Here is an 18,107-nt window from a genome sequence, read left to right on the forward strand (position 1 = left end):
CTGCTCGATGACAGGCCGCAAAGGCTGGTAGATACCGGCTGTCGTGCAAATTGCCTTCTGTCACCCGAACCTTGCGTTTGAACACACCCCGTTACAACTGACCTGAACCCCTCGCCTTTTTCGTCCGCTGCGACATTTTGTCCGGGGCCGATTTTGTCCTTACGCGGCGCATGGAAAGGCCGCAGAATCAGCTTCTGAAAGCATTGACCCAGGTCATGGTGCGTTGCAATGCCCCCCTGCTTTCTACATACTTGCGGCCGATTTTTATCCTAATAAAACACCCAAACCGTGGAACCTTAGAATGAGCACAGCAATCAGTCCGACTGCTTATAACTATAAGGTAGTCCGCCAGTTCGCCATCATGACGGTGGTCTGGGGGATCCTTGGCATGGGGCTTGGTGTCTTCATCGCCTCACAGCTCGTATGGCCGGAATTGAACTTCGGTCTGCCGTGGACGACTTTTGGACGCTTACGCCCGTTGCACACCAACCTGGTGATTTTCGCCTTCGGTGGTTGTGCACTGTTTGCCACTTCTTATTACGTCGTGCAGCGAACCTGCCAAACGCGACTGATTTCCGACAGCCTCGCGGCCTTCCACTTCTGGGGTTGGCAAGCGGTGATCATCGGCGCCATCGTCACCTTGCCGCTGGGTTACACCACCACCAAGGAATACGCCGAACTGGAATGGCCACTGGCTATTCTGCTGGCCATCGTCTGGGTGGTTTACGGTCTGGTGTTCTTTGGCACCATCGTCAAGCGCAAGACCAAGCACATCTATGTCGGTAACTGGTTCTACGGCGCCTTCATCGTCGTGACCGCGATGCTGCACATCGTCAACCACATGTCGCTGCCGGTCAGCCTGTTCAAGTCCTACTCGGCCTACTCGGGTGCGACGGATGCGATGATCCAGTGGTGGTACGGCCACAACGCGGTGGGCTTCTTCCTGACCACCGGTTTCCTGGGGATGATGTACTACTTCGTGCCGAAACAGGCCGAACGTCCGATCTACTCCTATCGCCTGTCCATCGTGCACTTCTGGGCACTGATCACCCTGTACATCTGGGCCGGTCCGCACCACTTGCACTACACCGCGCTGCCGGATTGGGCGCAGTCCCTGGGCATGGCGATGTCGATCATCCTGCTCGCGCCAAGCTGGGGCGGCATGATCAACGGCATGATGACCCTGTCGGGCGCCTGGCATAAGCTGCGCACCGACCCGATCCTGCGCTTCCTCGTGGTCTCGCTGGCGTTCTACGGCATGTCGACCTTCGAAGGCCCGATGATGGCGATCAAGACCGTCAACTCGCTCTCGCACTACACCGACTGGACCATCGGCCACGTACACGCCGGCGCGCTCGGCTGGGTAGCGATGATTTCGATCGGCGCGATCTACCACATGATCCCGAAACTGTTCGGTCGCGTGCAGATGCACAGCATCGGCCTGATCAACACGCACTTCTGGCTCGCGACCATCGGTACCGTGCTGTACATCGCTTCGATGTGGGTCAACGGCATCACCCAGGGCCTGATGTGGCGTGCAATCAACGACGACGGCACCCTCACCTACTCGTTCGTTGAAGCACTGCAAGCCAGCCACCCTGGCTACATCGTTCGCGCCCTGGGCGGTGCGTTCTTTGCCAGCGGCATGCTGTTCATGGCCTACAACGTATTCCGTACCGTACGCGCCTCGAACCCGGTTGAAGCCGAAGCCGCCGCTCAGATTGCTGTAGTTGGAGCTCACTGATGAAGCATGAAGCAGTCGAGAAGAACATTGGCCTGCTGGCCTTCTTCATGGTTATCGCCGTCAGCATCGGCGGCCTGACCCAGATCGTTCCGCTGTTTTTCCAGGACGTCACCAACAAGCCGGTCGAAGGCATGAAGCCTCGCCCTGCGCTTGAAGTCGAAGGACGCGACGTCTTCATCGCCAACGGTTGTGTCGGCTGCCACTCGCAGATGATCCGCCCGTTCCGTGCTGAAACCGAACGTTACGGCCACTACTCGGTCGCCGGTGAAAGCGTCTGGGACCACCCGTTCCTGTGGGGTTCCAAGCGTACCGGTCCGGACCTGGCCCGTGTCGGCGGTCGTTACTCCGATGACTGGCAGCGTGCGCACTTGTACAACCCGCGCAACGTGGTGCCTGAGTCGAAAATGCCGGCCTACCCGTTCCTCGTGGAAAACAAGCTCGACGGCAAGGACACCGCCAAGAAACTGGAAGTCCTGCGCACGCTCGGCGTCCCTTACACCGACGAAGACATCGCCGGTGCCAAGGATGCGGTGAAGGGCAAGACCGAAATGGACGCGCTGGTGGCCTATCTGCAAGGCCTGGGCACCATCATCAAAAGCAAACGGTGATCTAGATGGATATCGGGATGATTCGTGGCCTGGGCACCGTTGTCGTGATGGTGGCCTTTATCGGTCTGGCGTTGTGGGTGTTCAGCCCCAAGCGCAAGTCGGAGTTTGAAGACGCGACCTTGCTGCCTTTCGCGGATGATCCCGAAGCCATCAAGCACGTCGAGCAAGCTTCTAGGAGTAACAAAGAATGACTACGTTCTGGAGTCTGTACGTCACAGTCCTGAGCCTGGGTACCATCTTCGCCCTGACCTGGCTGCTGCTGTCCACCCGCAAGGGCCAGCGCAGCGAAGCCACCGAAGAAACGGTTGGCCACTCCTTCGACGGGATCGAGGAGTACGACAACCCACTGCCGAAATGGTGGTTCATGCTGTTCGTGGGCACCATCATCTTCGCCCTGGGCTACCTGGTGCTGTACCCGGGCCTGGGCAACTGGAAAGGCCTGCTGCCAGGCTACAACTACCTCGATACCGACAAGCAGACTGCGTTCGCCAACGGCCAGACCGGCTGGACCGGCGTTCACGAGTGGGAAAAGGAAATGGCCAAATCGGACGCCAAGTTCGGTCCGATCTTCGCCAAGTTCGCGTCCATGCCGATCGAAGAAGTGGCCAAGGACCCGCAAGCCCTGAAGATGGGTGGCCGCCTGTTCGCCTCCAACTGCTCGGTCTGCCACGGTTCCGACGCCAAGGGCGCCTATGGCTTCCCGAACCTGACCGACGCCGACTGGCGCTGGGGCGGCGAACCGGAAACCATCAAGACCACCATCATGGGCGGCCGTCACGCGGTGATGCCTGCGTGGGCTGAAGTGATCGGCGAACAAGGCGTTGCCGATGTTGCCGGCTTCGTGCTGACCAACCTCGACGGTCGCAAGCTGCCGGAAGGCACCAAGTCCGACCCGGTTGCCGGGCAGAAACTGTTCGCGGCCAACTGCGCGGTGTGCCACGGTCCGGAAGGCAAAGGTACCCCGGCCATGGGCGCACCGAACCTGACCCACCCTGCCGCATTCATCTACGGTTCGAGCTTCGCTCAACTGCAGCAGACCATCCGTTACGGCCGTCAGGGCCAGATGCCTGCGCAAGAGCAGCTGCAAGGCAACGACAAGGTTCACCTGCTGGCCGCTTACGTCTACAGCCTGTCTCATGGTGAGAAGGCTCCAGCGGCGGACGCTCAGTAAGGCTTAAGCTTGATGCAATAAAAAACGGCCCCGCCAATGTGAATTGGCGGGGCCTTTTTCATGGACGACTGGCGAAAATCGATTTCACCTTCACCGTGCGCACCAGCTTCCGTGTTTGCCACTGGTTTTTTTCCACCAGATTGACGTGCAACTGCTTGCGATCCTCGGAAAAACTGGCAATCAGGTAGGTCTCTTGGGAAGCGCTGCCACTGAGGAACGTTGGCACGCCGCCTATGTACTGCGTCGAGCCGCCCTCGTCATGGTAATGACCGGCAAAAATGGCCGTTACTTCGTACTTTGCAACCATCGCCGCGAAACGCCGTTGCTGCTCCCAAGTGCCCTTCCACTGATCATGCGCATGCAGGTTGATGATGATGGCGTAACCCTGAGTCCGGGCCACTCTAAGATCATTCTCAAGCCAATCCAGCGCATGGGTGATGTTGAATGTCGTTGGATTCAGGGGGTGCGAAATATTGACTTCATACGTTGGCTCATAGTTGAGTTGAACCAAATGAACCTCTCCAATGTTCTTCGAATATGCCAAACTGCCGGAGTACCGCTTATTTAAAAATCCACCATCCACTTTCAAGTCAAAGTTTTCGACTTGACCCTCATGATGCTCCTTATATTCAACGATACTGCCCGCCGCGCAACTATTACTGAAGCAATCATCTACGTTGTTCGCATAATCGTGATTACCCAAACCGTACAGAAAATCTTTTTTGAAGTACTTTTCCAGCGTCGAATTAATGTACGAACGTTGCCAACCATGACCAAACGCCGTCATATCACCATTGATCATCAACGGCACATTCGCCTGACCACCGGATTGATGACGAAAGTCGGCAATACTGGCGAACTGGGTTTCCACCAGCCATTTTGCACGCACCTTAAACTCTGCATCCGTTTCTGGTTCACGACTGTCGGTCTTGTCAGTCCAGGGGTATTGCGGGTCAGACGCAAACACCATATGACGAGGCATGTTTTCAATCGAATGCACAACAGGCGCCAGTGACAACAACCACAGGCACGCTAATACGCTTGCGCCTTTTTTGATACTCATAGAAATCCGTTTCCGTTATTAGTTAATAGGTGCACTGCTGTTCTTAATGCACTCGACATAACTTACCGCAAGAAAAAACCAACGACAAACAACAAAATCAAAGCAATTAAATAAATATATTTCATCCGCTTTTCAATTATTTAAAAAACTAAACATTTAAGACTTTTCACTCTCTCCCAGCAGCGCTTTGATCAAGCCATGGCATAAATGAAATTCGCCGTGCCGGAACATCAGCGTGGCCGACATAATTTGAGACGGACTTTTAATCGACCGACTGCCTTGCGACCCTGTAGCTTTTCCACCACTTGAACGCCCACCTTCCAAAGCGAAACGTTCAAGAACAGAAGATGCATTCACAGGTCATCACCAAGGAAGAAATGACATGTCCCATTCTGCAAACAATCTTCATTCCGCTGAAATCATCTCGGCGCTGGAGCCTGGAAACGGCTCGGGCGGGCTGGACGGCCTGGGGGGCGGTCGCCTTCCCAGACCCTGAAGGCGCCACCTGACACAGGGCAGCGCCAACGCGCTGCTCTCAAGGCAAATCGCGGATCGTCTATAGTCAATTGATCTGGATCATGCTTTGTTACATCCGCTACACCATCTGCGCTTTTCTCCCAACGCGACCAAAGGTCGCACCCTTGAGCTAGAGCGACAGGCGTATCATTGCGCCACTGCAACACCTCTTTGACCGCGGTCGGCATGTACTGACCGAGGCATTTTTCCACTGCCGTGGGATGCAATGATGAGCAATCAGATTCCGGTACACGACGTTACCCCGCCTGCCAAGAACGCGAACAACAGCGTCGACCTCTACGCCTCTCGAGAAAAGATCTACACCCGCGCCTTCACCGGCCTGTTCCGCAACCTGCGGATGATGGGCGGCGCTGCGTTGTTCCTGCTGTATTTCGGTACGGTGTGGCTGAACTGGGGCGGCCACCAGGCGGTCTGGTGGAACCTGCCGGAACGCAAGTTCTTCATCTTCGGCGCAACCTTCTGGCCCCAGGATTTCATCCTGCTCTCGGGCCTGCTGATCATCAGCGCCTTCGGCCTGTTCTTCATCACCGTGTACGCCGGGCGCGTCTGGTGCGGCTATACCTGCCCGCAGAGCGTCTGGACCTGGATCTTCATGTGGTGCGAGAAGGTCACCGAAGGCGACCGTAACCAGCGCATCAAACTCGACAAGACGCCGATGAGCGCCCACAAATTCCTGCGCAAGTTCAGCAAACACAGCCTGTGGCTGTTGATCGGCTTCGTCACCGGCATGACTTTTGTCGGTTACTTCTCGCCTATCCGCGAGCTGACCATCGACTTCTTCACCGGCGAGGCCGATGGCTGGTCGTACTTCTGGGTCGGCTTTTTCACCCTCGCCACTTACGGCAACGCCGGCTGGTTGCGCGAGCAGGTGTGCATCTACATGTGCCCGTATGCGCGCTTCCAGAGCGTGATGTTCGACAAGGACACCCTGATCGTTTCCTACGACCCGCGTCGTGGCGAGTCCCGTGGCCCGCGCAAGAAAGGCGTGGATTACAAGGCCCAGGGCCTGGGCGACTGCATCGACTGCACCATGTGCGTGCAGGTCTGCCCGACCGGCATCGACATCCGCGACGGCCTGCAAATCGAGTGCATCGGTTGCGCCGCGTGCATCGATGCCTGCGACAGCATCATGGACAAGATGGATTACCCGCGGGGCCTGATCAGCTACACCACCGAGCACAACCTGTCCGGGCAGAAAACCCATAAACTGCGCCCGCGCCTGATCGGCTACGCGCTGGTGCTGTTGACCATGATCGGCTTGCTGGTGACCGCGTTCTTCATGCGTTCGCTGGTGGGCTTTGATGTCAGCAAGGACCGCGTGCTTTACCGCGAGAACGCCGAAGGCCGGATCGAAAACGTCTACAGCCTGAAGATCATGAACAAGGACCAGCGCGACCACACCTACCTGCTGGAAGCCAGCGGCCTGCCGGACCTCAAGCTGCAAGGCAAGCGCGAGATAAAAGTCGCCGCCGGGGAAATTTTCAGCCAGCCGGTGGAGCTGTCCAGCGCGCCGGAGCAATTGCCATCGAGCACCAACGAGGTGAAATTCACCCTCAAGGATGCCGATGATGACAGCGTCCATGTTGAAGCCAAGAGCCGATTCATCGGCCCACAAATTCGTTGAGAGAAGTGATCATGCCCGCAGCAACTGCCGCAAGCCCTTGGTACAAGCATCTTTGGCCGTGGATCATCATAGGGATTCTCGCCTGCTCGGTGACCCTGACCCTGTCCATGGTGACCATCGCCGTGAACAACCCGGACAACCTGGTCAACGACAACTACTACGAGGCCGGCAAAGGCATCAACCGCTCCCTGGACCGTGAACTGCTGGCCCAGACCCTGCAACTGCGCGCCAACGTTCATCTGGACGAGTTGACCGGTGAAGTCGACCTGCGCCTGAGCGGCAACAGCCAGCCCAAGACCGTTGAGCTGAACCTGATCTCGCCGACCCAGCCGGAGAAGGATCGCAAAATCACCCTGACCCGCAGCGAAACCGAACAGGGCCGCTATATCGGCCAGATGAGCGACAAGGTCGAAGGCCGCCGTTTTGTCGAATTGCTGGGGGTGCAGGACGACAAGACCTGGCGCATGTTCGAGGAAGAACAGGTCAGCCACGACAAGGACCTGCTGCTGGGCGATGAGCCGTTGCAAGGTGCGGAAGACCTGAAGAAGTAATTACTGCGATCCCTTGTGGCGAGCGGGCTTGCCCGCGTTTGGCTGCGCAGCAGCCATAAGACCTGTGCACTCGATCGACCGGAAGATCGCGGTCTCAGGGTTTGGGACCGCTTCGCGGTCCAACGGGGGCAAGCCCCCTCGCCACAGGGTCTGAGTTGAATCAGCCACAATTGTTTCCATGGCGACAGACATGACCACCCCAACCCCCTGCTACCACTGCGCCCTGCCTGTCCCGGCCGGCAGCCGCTTCACCGCCGTTGTCCTCGGTGAAACCCGCGAGCTTTGCTGCCCGGGTTGCCAGGCGGTAGCCGAAGCCATCGTGGCCGGCGGGCTGGAGAGTTATTACCAGCATCGCAGCGAATCCTCGGCCAACCCCGAAACCTTGCCCGTGCAATTGGTCGATGAACTGGCGCTGTACGACCGCGCCGACGTCCAGCAGCCCTTCGTCCGTCACGAAGGCGAGCTCGCCGAAACCACCCTGCTGATGGAGGGCATCAGTTGCGCCGCCTGCGGCTGGCTGATCGAGAAACACCTGCGCGGCTTGCCGGCGGTAGCCGAGGCACGGCTGAACCTGTCCAACCATCGCCTGCACGTACGCTGGGCCGACGCGCAACTGCCGCTGAGTCAGGTACTCAGTGAGCTGCGCCACATCGGTTACGCCGCCCACCCCTATCAAGCCGACCGCGCCAGCGAACAACTGGCCAGCGAAAATCGTCTGGCCCTGCGCCAACTCGGCGTCGCCGGATTGCTGTGGTTCCAGGCGATGATGGCGACCATGGCCACCTGGCCGGAATTCAACATCGACTTAAGCCCGGAGCTGCACACGATCCTGCGCTGGGTCGCGCTGTTCCTGACCACGCCGATTGTGTTCTACAGCTGCGCGCCGTTCTTCAAGGGCGCCATGCGCGACTTGCGCACCCGGCACCTGACCATGGATGTGTCGGTTTCGCTGGCGATCGGCAGCGCTTATCTGGCCGGGATCTGGACGTCGATCACCGGCGTTGGCGAGCTGTATTTCGATGCCGTCGGCATGTTCGCGCTGTTCCTGCTGGCCGGGCGCTACCTGGAACGCCGCGCCCGGGAACGCACCGCCGCCGCCACCGCACAGCTGGTGAATCTATTGCCCGCCTCATGTTTGCGCCTGGGTCCCGATGGCCAGAGCGAGCGCATCCTGCTCAGCGAATTGCGCGTCGGTGATCAGGTGCTGGTGCACCCCGGCGCGATCCTGCCGGCTGACGGCAAAATCCTCGACGGCCAGTCGAGCATCGACGAATCCCTGCTCACCGGCGAGTACCTGCCACAACCGCGCACACTCGGCGATGCGGTCACCGCCGGCACGTTGAACGTTGAAGGCGCATTGACCGTTGAAGTGCTGGCGCTGGGGCACGACACGCGGCTGTCCGCCATCGTCCGCCTGCTCGACCGCGCCCAGGCCGAGAAACCGCGCCTGGCGGAAATCGCCGACCGCGCCGCCCAGTGGTTCCTGTTGCTGTCGCTGATTGCCGTCGCCGCTATTGGCTTGCTGTGGTGGGAACTGGATTCGTCGCGGGCGTTCTGGATCGTGCTCGCCATGCTCGTGGCGACCTGCCCATGCGCCCTGTCCCTCGCAACGCCGACCGCGCTGACCGCCGCCACCGGTACGCTGCATAAACTCGGCTTGCTGCTGACCCGAGGCCATGTACTGGAAGGCCTGAACCAGATCGACACGGTGATTTTCGACAAGACCGGTACGCTGACCGAAGGTCGCCTGGCCCTGCGCTCGATTCGCCCCCTCGGCTCACTCGGCAGCGATGAGTGCCTGGGGCTCGCAGCCGCCCTGGAGAACCGCTCCGAACACCCGATTGCCCGCGCCTTTGGCCGTGCGCCACTGGCCGCCGAAGAAGTCCTCAGTACGCCAGGGCTGGGGCTTGAAGGATTGGTCGGCGAACAGCGCCTGCGCATCGGCCAACCGGGGTTTGTCTGCGAACTCAGTGGCGCCAGCGTGCCGCTGATGCCGGAAGAAGCGGGCCAATGGCTGCTGCTGGGCGACAGCTTCGGGCCGCTGGCGTGGTTTGTCCTCGACGACCGTTTGCGCACCGATGCGCCCGCCCTGCTCGCGGCCTGCAAGGCTCGCGGCTGGCGCACACTGTTGCTGTCCGGCGACAGTTCGCCGATGGTCGCCAGCGTCGCAGCCGAATTGGGTATCGACGAGGCCCGTGGCGGCCTGCGTCCCGATGACAAGTTGCAAGTGCTGCAACAGCTGCACAAGGAAGGGCGCAAGGTATTGATGCTCGGCGACGGGGTCAATGATGTGCCGGTGCTGGCCGCCGCCGATATCAGCGTGGCCATGGGCTCGGCCACCGACCTGGCGAAAACCAGCGCCGACGCGGTGCTGCTGTCCAACCGCCTCGACGCCCTGGTGCAAGCCTTCAGCCTGGCGCGGCGCACCCGCCGGATAATCATCGAAAACCTGCTGTGGGCCGGGCTGTACAATGGCCTCATGTTGCCGTTCGCCGCCCTCGGCTGGATCACTCCAGTGTGGGCCGCGGTCGGCATGTCGATCAGTTCGTTGACCGTGGTGCTCAACGCCCTGCGCCTGACTCGGATGCCGAGCACGCCCAAGGCCAGCGCCACGCCAGAAACCCGCCCGCTGCCGGCCTGAGCCGCGCGGGCATGGAGTGACCCATGCCAGCTCTTTACGTGATGATCCCGGCCGCGCTGCTGATCGTGGCCATCGCCGTCTATATCTTCTTCTGGGCGGTGGACAGCGGTCAGTACGATGACCTCGACGGCCCGGCCCACAGCATTCTGTTCGACGACCAGGACCCGAACCACACCGCTGCGGTCGATGAGGCCAGCGGTCATCCGGCCAAACCCCACGACAAGGCGCCACCCCATGCTTGAGTTGGCACCCCTGCTGGTGTCTGCGGTGATCCTCGGCCTGCTCGGCGGCGGTCATTGCCTGGGCATGTGCGGCGGCTTGATGGGCGCGCTGACCCTGGCGATTCCCAAGGAACAACGCAGCCGCCGCTTCAGATTGTTGCTGGCCTACAACCTGGGCCGAATTCTCAGCTACGCCACGGCGGGCCTGTTGATCGGGCTCGCCGGCTGGGCAGTGGCCAACAGCCCGGCGGCGATGTTCATGCGCATCATCGCCGGCCTGCTGCTGATTGCCATGGGCCTGTACCTGGCTGGCTGGTGGAGCGGCCTGACCCGCATCGAAAGCCTCGGTCGCGGCCTGTGGCGGCATATCCAGCCGGTTGCCAACAAATTGCTGCCGGTGTCGAGCCTGCCCCGCGCCCTGCTGCTGGGCGCGCTCTGGGGCTGGCTGCCGTGCGGGCTGGTTTACAGCACGTTGTTGTGGGCGGCGAGTCAGGGCAATGCGCTGGATAGTGCTTTGTTGATGTTGGCGTTCGGGCTGGGGACATGGCCGGTTTTATTGGCTACAGGCCTGGCAGCCGAGCGCGTGACGGCGTTGCTGCGCAAACGCAGTGTGCGGATGAGTGGCGGGGTGCTGGTGATGTTGTTCGGGATCTGGACATTACCGGGGCCGCATCAGCATTGGTTGATGGGCCACTGACCCTGTGGCGAGGGGGCTTGCCCCCTCGCCACAAAAGCCGACCATGGCCACCCATCGCCGTTGACGCAAATCAAGATGCCCCAACGCCGCCCCCCATAGACTCGCTGACACTGCAAGCCTATCCGGGGGAACGCCCGCATGCTCGACGCCATTCGTTGGGACACCGATCTGATTCGCCGTTACGACCTGTCGGGGCCGCGCTACACCTCGTACCCGACCGCCGTCCAATTCAACAGCCAGGTTGGCACGTTCGACCTGTTCCATGCCCTGCGCGACAGCCGCAAAGCGCTGCGCCCGCTGTCGTTGTATGTGCATGTGCCATTCTGCGCGAACATTTGCTACTACTGCGCCTGCAACAAAGTCATCACCAAGGACCGCGGCCGCGCACTGCCCTATTTGCAGCGTCTGGAGCAGGAGATCCAGCTGATCGCCTGTCACCTGGACCCGGCCCAGAAAGTCGAGCAACTGCATTTCGGCGGCGGCACCCCGACCTTTCTCAGCCACGACGAACTGCGCCAGTTGATGGCGCAGCTGCGCAAGTCCTTCAATTTGCTGGACGATGACTCCGGCGACTACGGCATCGAGATCGATCCCCGGGAAGCCGACTGGTCAACTATGGGCCTGCTGCGGGAGCTGGGCTTCAACCGCGTGAGCATCGGCTTGCAGGACCTCGATCCGGCGGTGCAACGCGCGGTCAATCGCCTGCAAAGCCTGGAAGAAACCCGCGCCGTGATCGATGCCGCGCGGACCTTGCAGTTTCGCTCGATCAACATTGACCTGATCTACGGCCTGCCGCGCCAGACTCCCGAAAATTTCGCCCGCACGGTCGATGAAGTCATCGCCCTGCAACCGGACCGGCTCTCGGTGTTCAACTACGCCCACCTGCCGGAACGCTTCTTGCCGCAACGGCGGATCAACAGCAACGAACTGCCGACGCCGGCACAAAAACTGGAAATGCTCCAGGGCACCATCGAACAGCTGACCAAGGCCGGCTATCGCTACATCGGCATGGACCACTTCGCCCTGCCCGACGATGAACTGGCGATTGCCCAGGAAGAATCAACCCTGCAACGCAACTTCCAGGGCTACACCACCCACGGACATTGCGACTTGATCGGCCTCGGCGTCTCGGCCATCAGCCAGATCGGCGACCTGTACTGCCAGAACACCAGCGACCTGAATCTGTACCAAAACACCCTGGCCTCGGCGCAATTGGCTACCAATCGCGGCCTGCTGTGCAACGCCGACGACCGTGTGCGACGAGCGGTGATTCAGCAATTGATCTGCAGTTTCAGCCTGGAATTCGCCGCTATCGAGAAGACTTTCAACATCGACTTTCGTGGTTACTTCAGCGAACTTTGGCCGCAGTTGGAAGAGATGGCCAGGGACGGCTTGATCGAGCTGGACAGCGAACGAATCAGCGTACTGCCCGCCGGGCGACTGCTGGTGCGCTCGGTGTGCATGGTCTTCGATGCGTATCTGGAGCAGCAGAATCGGCAGCGTTTTTCCCGAGTGATTTAGGACTTCATGAGCAGCGACGCCGCCTTGAGGATTTGCTCCGGCGTCAGGCCCGCCTGCTTCATGGCTTTTCCGAGCGCGGTGTTGGCGGTGATCAGGCCACCGTTGAGGTTGTTGATAAACGCTTGCAAGGCACCGAGCTTGGCTTTGATTTCTTCCGGACTCAGACGTTTATCCCTCATGACCGCCTGCATTTCGGCCAGTTTTTCGGCGATCTGCTGCTGCAATTTGCGAATCATCTTCAGGATCTGCTGAATGTTTTCCGGCAAGCCGCTTTCTTCGATGTCGCTGTCATCACCCTGGGCCCCGGCGGCTTTTTCAATTCCGGCACCGGACAGCGAGACTTTGATGCCTTCGACTTTGGCGGGGGTTTCGACGGGCGTCACGGTGACGTCCGATTCATTGACCGACGGGATTTTCGAGGTATCGAGCAACGACGAGACACCGCCGTTACCGGGATTCAACGTGCCAATGGCGGACATGAATACAGTTCCTCGAAAGCGATCAGTAGACAGGTTATCGGCCGTCCGTCCGCAGGCTTTACGCGCCTGCGGCAAATTCGCCGTGCGCTGGCCTGAATGTCCTCCCGTGAGTTACCCTTACGGCTTATGTGTGTTTTCCCACAAGGATTAAAGAAATGTCTGAGCCAGTTAAACTGCGCGCTCACAGCCAGGCCCATTGCAAGGATTGCAGCCTGGCTCCCCTCTGCTTGCCACTTTCTTTGAATCTGGAAGACATGGATGCGCTGGACGAAATCGTTAAACGTGGTCGCCCGCTGAAGAAAGGCGAGTTCCTGTTCCGCCAGGGCGACACGTTCGATTCCGTTTATGCAGTTCGCTCCGGCGCCCTGAAGACCTTCAGCCTCAGCGATGGCGGCGAAGAACAGCTCACCGGTTTCCACTTGCCGAGCGAACTGGTCGGCCTGTCGGGCATGGACACGGAAAAACACCCGGTGTCGGCCCAGGCACTGGAAACCACCTCAGTCTGCGAAATCCCTTTCGAACGCCTCGACGAACTGTCCATTCAACTGCCGCAACTGCGTCGTCAGTTGATGCGGGTAATGAGCCGGGAGATTCGCGACGACCAGCAAATGATGTTGCTGCTGTCGAAGAAAACCGCCGACGAGCGCATCGCCACGTTCCTGGTCAACCTCTCCGCGCGCTTCCGCGCTCGCGGCTTCTCGGCCAACCAGTTCCGCCTGAGCATGTCGCGCAACGAAATCGGCAACTACCTGGGCCTGGCGGTGGAAACCGTGTCCCGGGTATTCACCCGCTTCCAGCAAAACGAACTGATCGCCGCCGAGGGCAAGGAAATCCATATCCTCGACCCGATCCAGCTCTGCGCCCTGGCCGGCGGCTCGCTCGACTGACTAGTGCAATTGCGGCTGAGCGAAACGGTTCAGCCGCCGTTATACTGCGTCGTTTGCAGCCTGCCAGGACAACTCGACGATGGTCTTCGACTCCTTCGACATCAAATCCCTGATCCGCCCCGTGATCGACTTTCCCAAGCCGGGCGTGATCTTTCGCGACATCACCCCGCTGTTCCAATCGCCCACGGCCCTGCGCCTGGTGATGGACACTTTCGCCCACCGTTACGTCGAGGCCGACTTCACCCATATCGGCGCGATGGATGCGCGTGGCTTCCTGATCGGCTCGGTGCTGGCGTATCAGTTGAACAAGCCGCTGGTGCTGTTCCGCAAGCAAGGCAAATTGCCGGCGGACGTGCTGGCCGAGGGTTATGCGACCGAATACGGCGAAGCCTTACTAGAAGTGCACGCCGACAGCCTGTGCGAGGGTGATTCGGTGGTGATGTTCGATGACCTGATTGCGACCGGCGGCACCTTGATCGCGGCGGCGAACCTGATTCGGCGCATGGGTGCGCGGGTGCATGAAGCGGCGGCGATTATTGATTTGCCAGAGTTGGGTGGGTCGCAGCGCCTGGAAGACATGGGTATTCCTACGTTTTGCCTGACGCAGTTTGCGTTGAGCGAACAGTAAGCGGCCACCGCTCGATCGTTCCCACGCTCCGCGTGGGAACGATCGGACGTTGACGTTAAAGCCCCATCTGCTTACTGATGATCTCGTTCATCACTTCCCGCGTCCCACCGCCAATCGACAGAATCCGATTGTCGCGATACAGCCGTTCCACCAGACTGTCCCGCATATACCCCAGCCCTCCCAGAATCTGCACGGCATCCGTGGTGATGCGATCCGCCATGTCGGTGGCGAAATTCTTGGCCATGGAAATTTCCTTGATCACGCTCTGCCCCGCCGCCATTTTCGCTGCCTGGCGGTAGGTGAATTCCCGTGACACTTCCAGGGCCGTGGCCATTTCGGCGAGGCGGTGCTTGAGCACCTGGAACTTGCCGATCGGCTTACCAAAGGCCTCACGCTGACGCGCCCATTTCAAGCTCTCCTCCAGCGCCAGTTGCGCGGTCATGTTGGCCATCAGCGCCAGGGCCAGGCGTTCGCTCTGGAAATTACCCATGATGCAGGCGAAGCCCATGTTTTCGGCACCGATCAGGTTTCCTACAGGCACCTGGCAATTGTCGAAGAACAATTCGGCCGTGTCCGACGCCCACCAACCCATTTTCTTCAACTGCCGACCGACGGTGAACCCGGGCGTGCCCTTCTCGATCAACAACAGGCTGATCCCGCCGAAACCCGGCGCGCCGGTGCGCACCGCCACCGTGTAGAAATCGGCACGCACACCGCTCGTGATAAAGGTCTTGCTGCCGCTGACCCGGTAGCAGTCGCCGTCTCGCACGGCACGGGTTTGCAGGTTGGCCACATCGGAGCCGCCACTGGGTTCGGTGATGGCCAAGGCGCTGATTTTCTTGCCGGACAACACTTGCGGCACCACTCGATCACGAACCTCGGGGCGGGCCCACTTGAGGATCGGCGGCAGACCGATGTCCAGCGAACCGAGGCCGGCGACCAAACCGCCGGAGCCGCAACGCATCAGCTCTTCGCTGGCGGCGACCTTGGCGAACAGATCACCTTCATGGCTGCCACCCAGGGATTCGGGGTATCCGATGCCGAGAATCCCCGCGGCACCGGCCTTGAGGTACAGCTCCCGGGGAAAGCTTTCGGCTTCCTCCCACTGATCGATGTCCGGCAGGATCTCGCGCTCGACGAAACGCCTGACGCTGTCGCGGACCAATTGGTGGCTGGGGTCGAAGTATTCCTGAAAGGCAGGCATCGGCGAGCTCCGCTGAAGGGTTCAGCGAAGTTAACCGAGCGCTTGCTTGGTTTTCAACAGGATTGTGTGAATCAGAGGGACCGAGGTGCGTCCTTCGCGGGCAAGCCTTGCTCCTACAAAAGCAAAGACGCCGCGCTACCTGTAGGAGCGAGGCTTGCCCGCGATGAGGCCCGCCCAGGCACTACAACGCGATCGGCTTGCGCCCAGCAAACGAATGCGCCAACGTCCCGCCATCCACCAATTCCAGCTCGCCACCCAACGGCACCCCATGGGCGATGCGCGAGGCGATCAAGCCCTTGTTGCTGAGCAACTGGGCAATGTAATGCGCCGTGGCTTCGCCTTCTACCGTCGGGTTGGTAGCCAGGATGACTTCGGTAAAGGTGCCCGCCTCTTCAATCCGCGCCAGCAATTGCGGAATGCCGATGGCTTCCGGCCCGAGACCGTCGAGTGGCGACAAATGGCCCTTGAGCACGAAGTAACGACCACGGAAACCGGTCTGCTCCACGGCGTAGACATCCATCGGCCCTTCCACCACGCACAGCAAGGTGTCGTCGCGGCGGTTGTCGGCGCATTGTGGGCACAGGTCGTCTTCGGTCAGCGTGCGGCACAAGCGGCAGTGACCGACCCCTTCCATGGCCTGGCTCAGGGCCAGCGCCAGGCGAGAGCCGCCGCTGCGATCACGCTCGAGCAGTTGCAACGCCATGCGCTGGGCGGTTTTCTGGCCCACGCCCGGCAACGTTCGCAGGGCATCGATCAGTTGGCGAATCAGAGGGCTGAAGCTCATTGGGGAAAAGTCCGACAAAACAACGAGACGCGGTTTATACCCGCGCCTCTGGCCAGCGTCAAATACTCAGTCCTGGGCGACCCGCACGACCAGTTTGCCGAAGTTGCGTCCCTCCAGCAGACCGATGAACGCCTCGGGCGCTTGCTCCAGGCCATCGACGATGTCCTCGCGGAACTTGACCTTGCCGTCGCGCACCCACGGCGCCATGGCACTGACGAATTCCGGCTGGCGATCACCGTAGTCATCAAAGACGATAAAGCCCTGGATACGCACGCGCTTGGTCAGCAAGGTGCGCTGCAATTGCGGCAGGCGATCCGGCCCGCTCGGCGCTTCATGGGCGTTGTAACCGGCGATCAGACCACACAGCGGAATCCGCGCCTTGGCGTTGAGCAGCGGCACGATCGCATCGAAGACTTTGCCGCCAACGTTCTCGTAATAGATATCGACGCCTTTGGGACATGCCAGCGCCAGCTCCTGGGCAAAGTCCGGGCTCTTGTGGTCGATGCAGGCGTCGAAGCCCAGTTCCTCGACCACGTAGCGGCACTTATCCGCACCGCCGGCCACACCGACCACGCGCAGGCCTTTGATCTTCGCCACCTGGCCAACCACTGAACCCACCGCGCCGGACGCGGCGGCGACCACCAGGGTTTCGCCGGCCTTGGGCTGGCCGATGTCCATCAGGCCCATATAGGCCGTCATGCCCGGCATGCCCAGCACACCCAGTGCCATCGACGGGCTCGGCAGCCCGGACGGGATCGGAATGATGTTGCGCCCATCACTGATGCTGTGGCTCTGCCAGCCGGTAGAGCCGACTACCAGGTCACCTTCCTGGAATTTGGGATTGAGCGAACGTTCGACACGGCTGACAGCGCCACCGGTCATCACTTCGTCGATTTCTACCGGCGCGGCGTAGGACGGCGCGTCACTCATGCGTCCGCGCATGTAGGGATCGAGGGATAGGTAAAGGGTCTTGAGCAACACCTGACCGTCGGCCAGGTCCGGCAGCGCGACGCGCTCCAGGCGAAAATTCTCCGGGGTCGGCGCGCCTACCGGGCGGGACACCAGGACGATACGTTGGTTGAGGGTCAATGCTTGTGGCATGTGAGCGTCTCCTTTGATCGATGAATTTTGCGGTATAGGGTGCAGACCGTTGTGAACAGGGTGCGTTCGATGTTTTGCCTCTGTGGCGAGGGGGCTTGCCCCCGTTGGAGTGCGAAGCGCTCCCAAAAACTGCCAACGCGTTGTATCAGGTAAATCCTAGTTGTCAGTTAAGCGACTGCTTCGCAGTCCAACGGGGGCAAGCCCCCTCGCCACAAAAGCGTGGGAACGATCTGTGTGCGCCGGAAACAAAAATGCCAGGCGCAATGCCTGGCATTTTTTAGCTCATCCGAGGCGCGTTGGCGAATCAGAATGGCAGTTTCATACCCGGTGGCAGTTGCATGCCAGCGGTCACGCCGGACATTTTGTCCTGGCTGTTGGCTTCGATCTTGCGCACGGCATCGTTGACGGCGGCGGCGAACACGGCCTCCAGCATCTCTTTGTCGTCTTCGCTCAGGCCTTCCACCAGGCTTGGGTCGATGGTCACGCGCTTGACGTCGTGACGACCGGTCATCACCACGGTGACCATATCGCCGCCGGCCTTACCGGTGACTTCGGCGTTGGCCAGTTCTTCCTGCATCTTGGCCATTTTTTCCTGCATCTGCTGTGCCTGCTTCATCAGGCCGGCCATGCCACCTTTCATCATGGT

General features: G+C 60.3%; 18 protein-coding genes. 12 read left to right on the plus strand and 6 right to left on the minus strand.

All coding sequences use genetic code 11. From position 1 onward, the window contains the following. Positions 1-301 precede the first annotated feature (301 nt). Genes ccoN through ccoP form a run of 4 tightly spaced genes read left to right on the plus strand, consistent with a single transcriptional unit; the run spans position 302 to position 3,523 of the window. Positions 302-1,744, plus strand: coding sequence for a cytochrome-c oxidase, cbb3-type subunit I (gene ccoN / locus FQ192_RS22665; protein WP_149660541.1), 1,443 nt, complete (start codon positions 302-304; stop codon positions 1,742-1,744). Continuing rightward, positions 1,744-2,352: a cytochrome-c oxidase, cbb3-type subunit II gene (ccoO, locus tag FQ192_RS22670; RefSeq protein ID WP_054054085.1), complete on the plus strand. Its 609-nt coding sequence runs from the start codon at positions 1,744-1,746 to the stop codon at positions 2,350-2,352. Before ccoN ends, ccoO begins: the two co-directional genes overlap by 1 nt. Positions 2,353-2,357: 5 nt before the next feature. Continuing rightward, complete coding sequence (locus FQ192_RS22675; RefSeq protein WP_003175465.1) at positions 2,358-2,543, plus strand: CcoQ/FixQ family Cbb3-type cytochrome c oxidase assembly chaperone; 186 nt, start codon at positions 2,358-2,360, stop codon at positions 2,541-2,543. Next, a complete protein-coding gene (gene ccoP / locus FQ192_RS22680) occupies positions 2,540-3,523 on the plus strand; it encodes a cytochrome-c oxidase, cbb3-type subunit III (RefSeq protein WP_149660542.1) in 984 nt (327 codons plus the stop codon). The genes FQ192_RS22675 and ccoP overlap by 4 nt, the downstream gene beginning before the upstream one ends. A 58-nt stretch (positions 3,524-3,581) precedes the next feature. Here ccoP and FQ192_RS22685 read toward each other — a convergent pair whose 3' ends face one another. Next, positions 3,582-4,586 carry a metallophosphoesterase gene (locus FQ192_RS22685; RefSeq protein ID WP_149660543.1) on the minus strand — a complete coding sequence of 335 codons (1,005 nt, stop codon included), beginning with the start codon at positions 4,584-4,586 and terminating at the stop codon, positions 3,582-3,584. A gap of 745 nt (positions 4,587-5,331) precedes the next feature. Between FQ192_RS22685 and ccoG the strand changes: the two genes are divergently transcribed. The 6 genes from ccoG (at position 5,332) to hemN (ending at position 12,378) form a co-directional block, all read left to right on the plus strand. Continuing rightward, the gene (gene ccoG, locus FQ192_RS22690; RefSeq protein WP_149660544.1) at positions 5,332-6,747 is read left to right on the plus strand and encodes a cytochrome c oxidase accessory protein CcoG; all 1,416 of its coding nucleotides are present in this window, start codon (positions 5,332-5,334) and stop codon (positions 6,745-6,747) included. Between the two features lie 11 nt (positions 6,748-6,758). Further along, positions 6,759-7,298, plus strand: coding sequence for a FixH family protein (locus FQ192_RS22695; RefSeq protein ID WP_123403332.1), 540 nt, complete (start codon positions 6,759-6,761; stop codon positions 7,296-7,298). Between the two features lie 190 nt (positions 7,299-7,488). Further along, entirely contained in the window at positions 7,489-9,939 is a 2,451-nt protein-coding gene (locus tag FQ192_RS22700) for a heavy metal translocating P-type ATPase (RefSeq protein ID WP_149660545.1), read from the plus strand. A gap of 23 nt (positions 9,940-9,962) precedes the next feature. Further along, a complete protein-coding gene (ccoS, locus tag FQ192_RS22705; RefSeq protein ID WP_149660546.1) occupies positions 9,963-10,181 on the plus strand; it encodes a cbb3-type cytochrome oxidase assembly protein CcoS in 219 nt (72 codons plus the stop codon). Continuing rightward, positions 10,174-10,857, plus strand: a complete 684-nt coding sequence (locus FQ192_RS22710; protein WP_149660547.1) for a sulfite exporter TauE/SafE family protein — start codon at positions 10,174-10,176, stop codon at positions 10,855-10,857. The genes ccoS and FQ192_RS22710 overlap by 8 nt, the downstream gene beginning before the upstream one ends. A 138-nt stretch (positions 10,858-10,995) precedes the next feature. Next, positions 10,996-12,378 carry an oxygen-independent coproporphyrinogen III oxidase gene (gene hemN, locus FQ192_RS22715; RefSeq protein WP_149660548.1) on the plus strand — a complete coding sequence of 461 codons (1,383 nt, stop codon included), beginning with the start codon at positions 10,996-10,998 and terminating at the stop codon, positions 12,376-12,378. Here hemN and FQ192_RS22720 read toward each other — a convergent pair. Further along, positions 12,375-12,857, minus strand: coding sequence for a hypothetical protein (locus tag FQ192_RS22720; RefSeq protein ID WP_149660549.1), 483 nt, complete (start codon positions 12,855-12,857; stop codon positions 12,375-12,377). The genes hemN and FQ192_RS22720 overlap by 4 nt on opposite strands. 155 nt (positions 12,858-13,012) lie before the next feature. Between FQ192_RS22720 and fnr the strand changes: the two genes are divergently transcribed. Next, complete coding sequence (gene fnr, locus FQ192_RS22725) at positions 13,013-13,744, plus strand: fumarate/nitrate reduction transcriptional regulator Fnr (protein ID WP_054615628.1); 732 nt, start codon at positions 13,013-13,015, stop codon at positions 13,742-13,744. A 79-nt stretch (positions 13,745-13,823) separates the two neighbouring features. Then, positions 13,824-14,372 carry an adenine phosphoribosyltransferase gene (locus FQ192_RS22730; RefSeq protein ID WP_123599371.1) on the plus strand — a complete coding sequence of 183 codons (549 nt, stop codon included), beginning with the start codon at positions 13,824-13,826 and terminating at the stop codon, positions 14,370-14,372. A gap of 55 nt (positions 14,373-14,427) precedes the next feature. Here the strand turns inward: FQ192_RS22730 and FQ192_RS22735 are convergent, their stop codons facing one another. From FQ192_RS22735 to FQ192_RS22750, 4 genes are all read right to left on the minus strand, one after another. After that, a complete protein-coding gene (locus tag FQ192_RS22735; RefSeq protein ID WP_149660550.1) occupies positions 14,428-15,576 on the minus strand; it encodes an acyl-CoA dehydrogenase family protein in 1,149 nt (382 codons plus the stop codon). 181 nt (positions 15,577-15,757) lie between these two features. Continuing rightward, complete coding sequence (gene recR / locus FQ192_RS22740) at positions 15,758-16,360, minus strand: recombination mediator RecR (RefSeq protein ID WP_133836727.1); 603 nt, start codon at positions 16,358-16,360, stop codon at positions 15,758-15,760. A 66-nt stretch (positions 16,361-16,426) separates the two neighbouring features. Further along, on the minus strand, positions 16,427-17,461 hold the full coding sequence (locus FQ192_RS22745) for an NADP-dependent oxidoreductase (protein ID WP_149660551.1): 1,035 nt from the start codon (positions 17,459-17,461) through the stop codon (positions 16,427-16,429). A 304-nt stretch (positions 17,462-17,765) separates the two neighbouring features. After that, the gene (locus tag FQ192_RS22750) at positions 17,766-18,104 is read right to left on the minus strand and encodes a YbaB/EbfC family nucleoid-associated protein (protein ID WP_007905413.1); all 339 of its coding nucleotides are present in this window, start codon (positions 18,102-18,104) and stop codon (positions 17,766-17,768) included. Between the last annotated feature and the right edge of the window lie 3 nt (positions 18,105-18,107).

Source organism: Pseudomonas sp. ANT_J12 (assembly GCF_008370045.1).
Lineage (GTDB): Bacteria > Pseudomonadota > Gammaproteobacteria > Pseudomonadales > Pseudomonadaceae > Aquipseudomonas.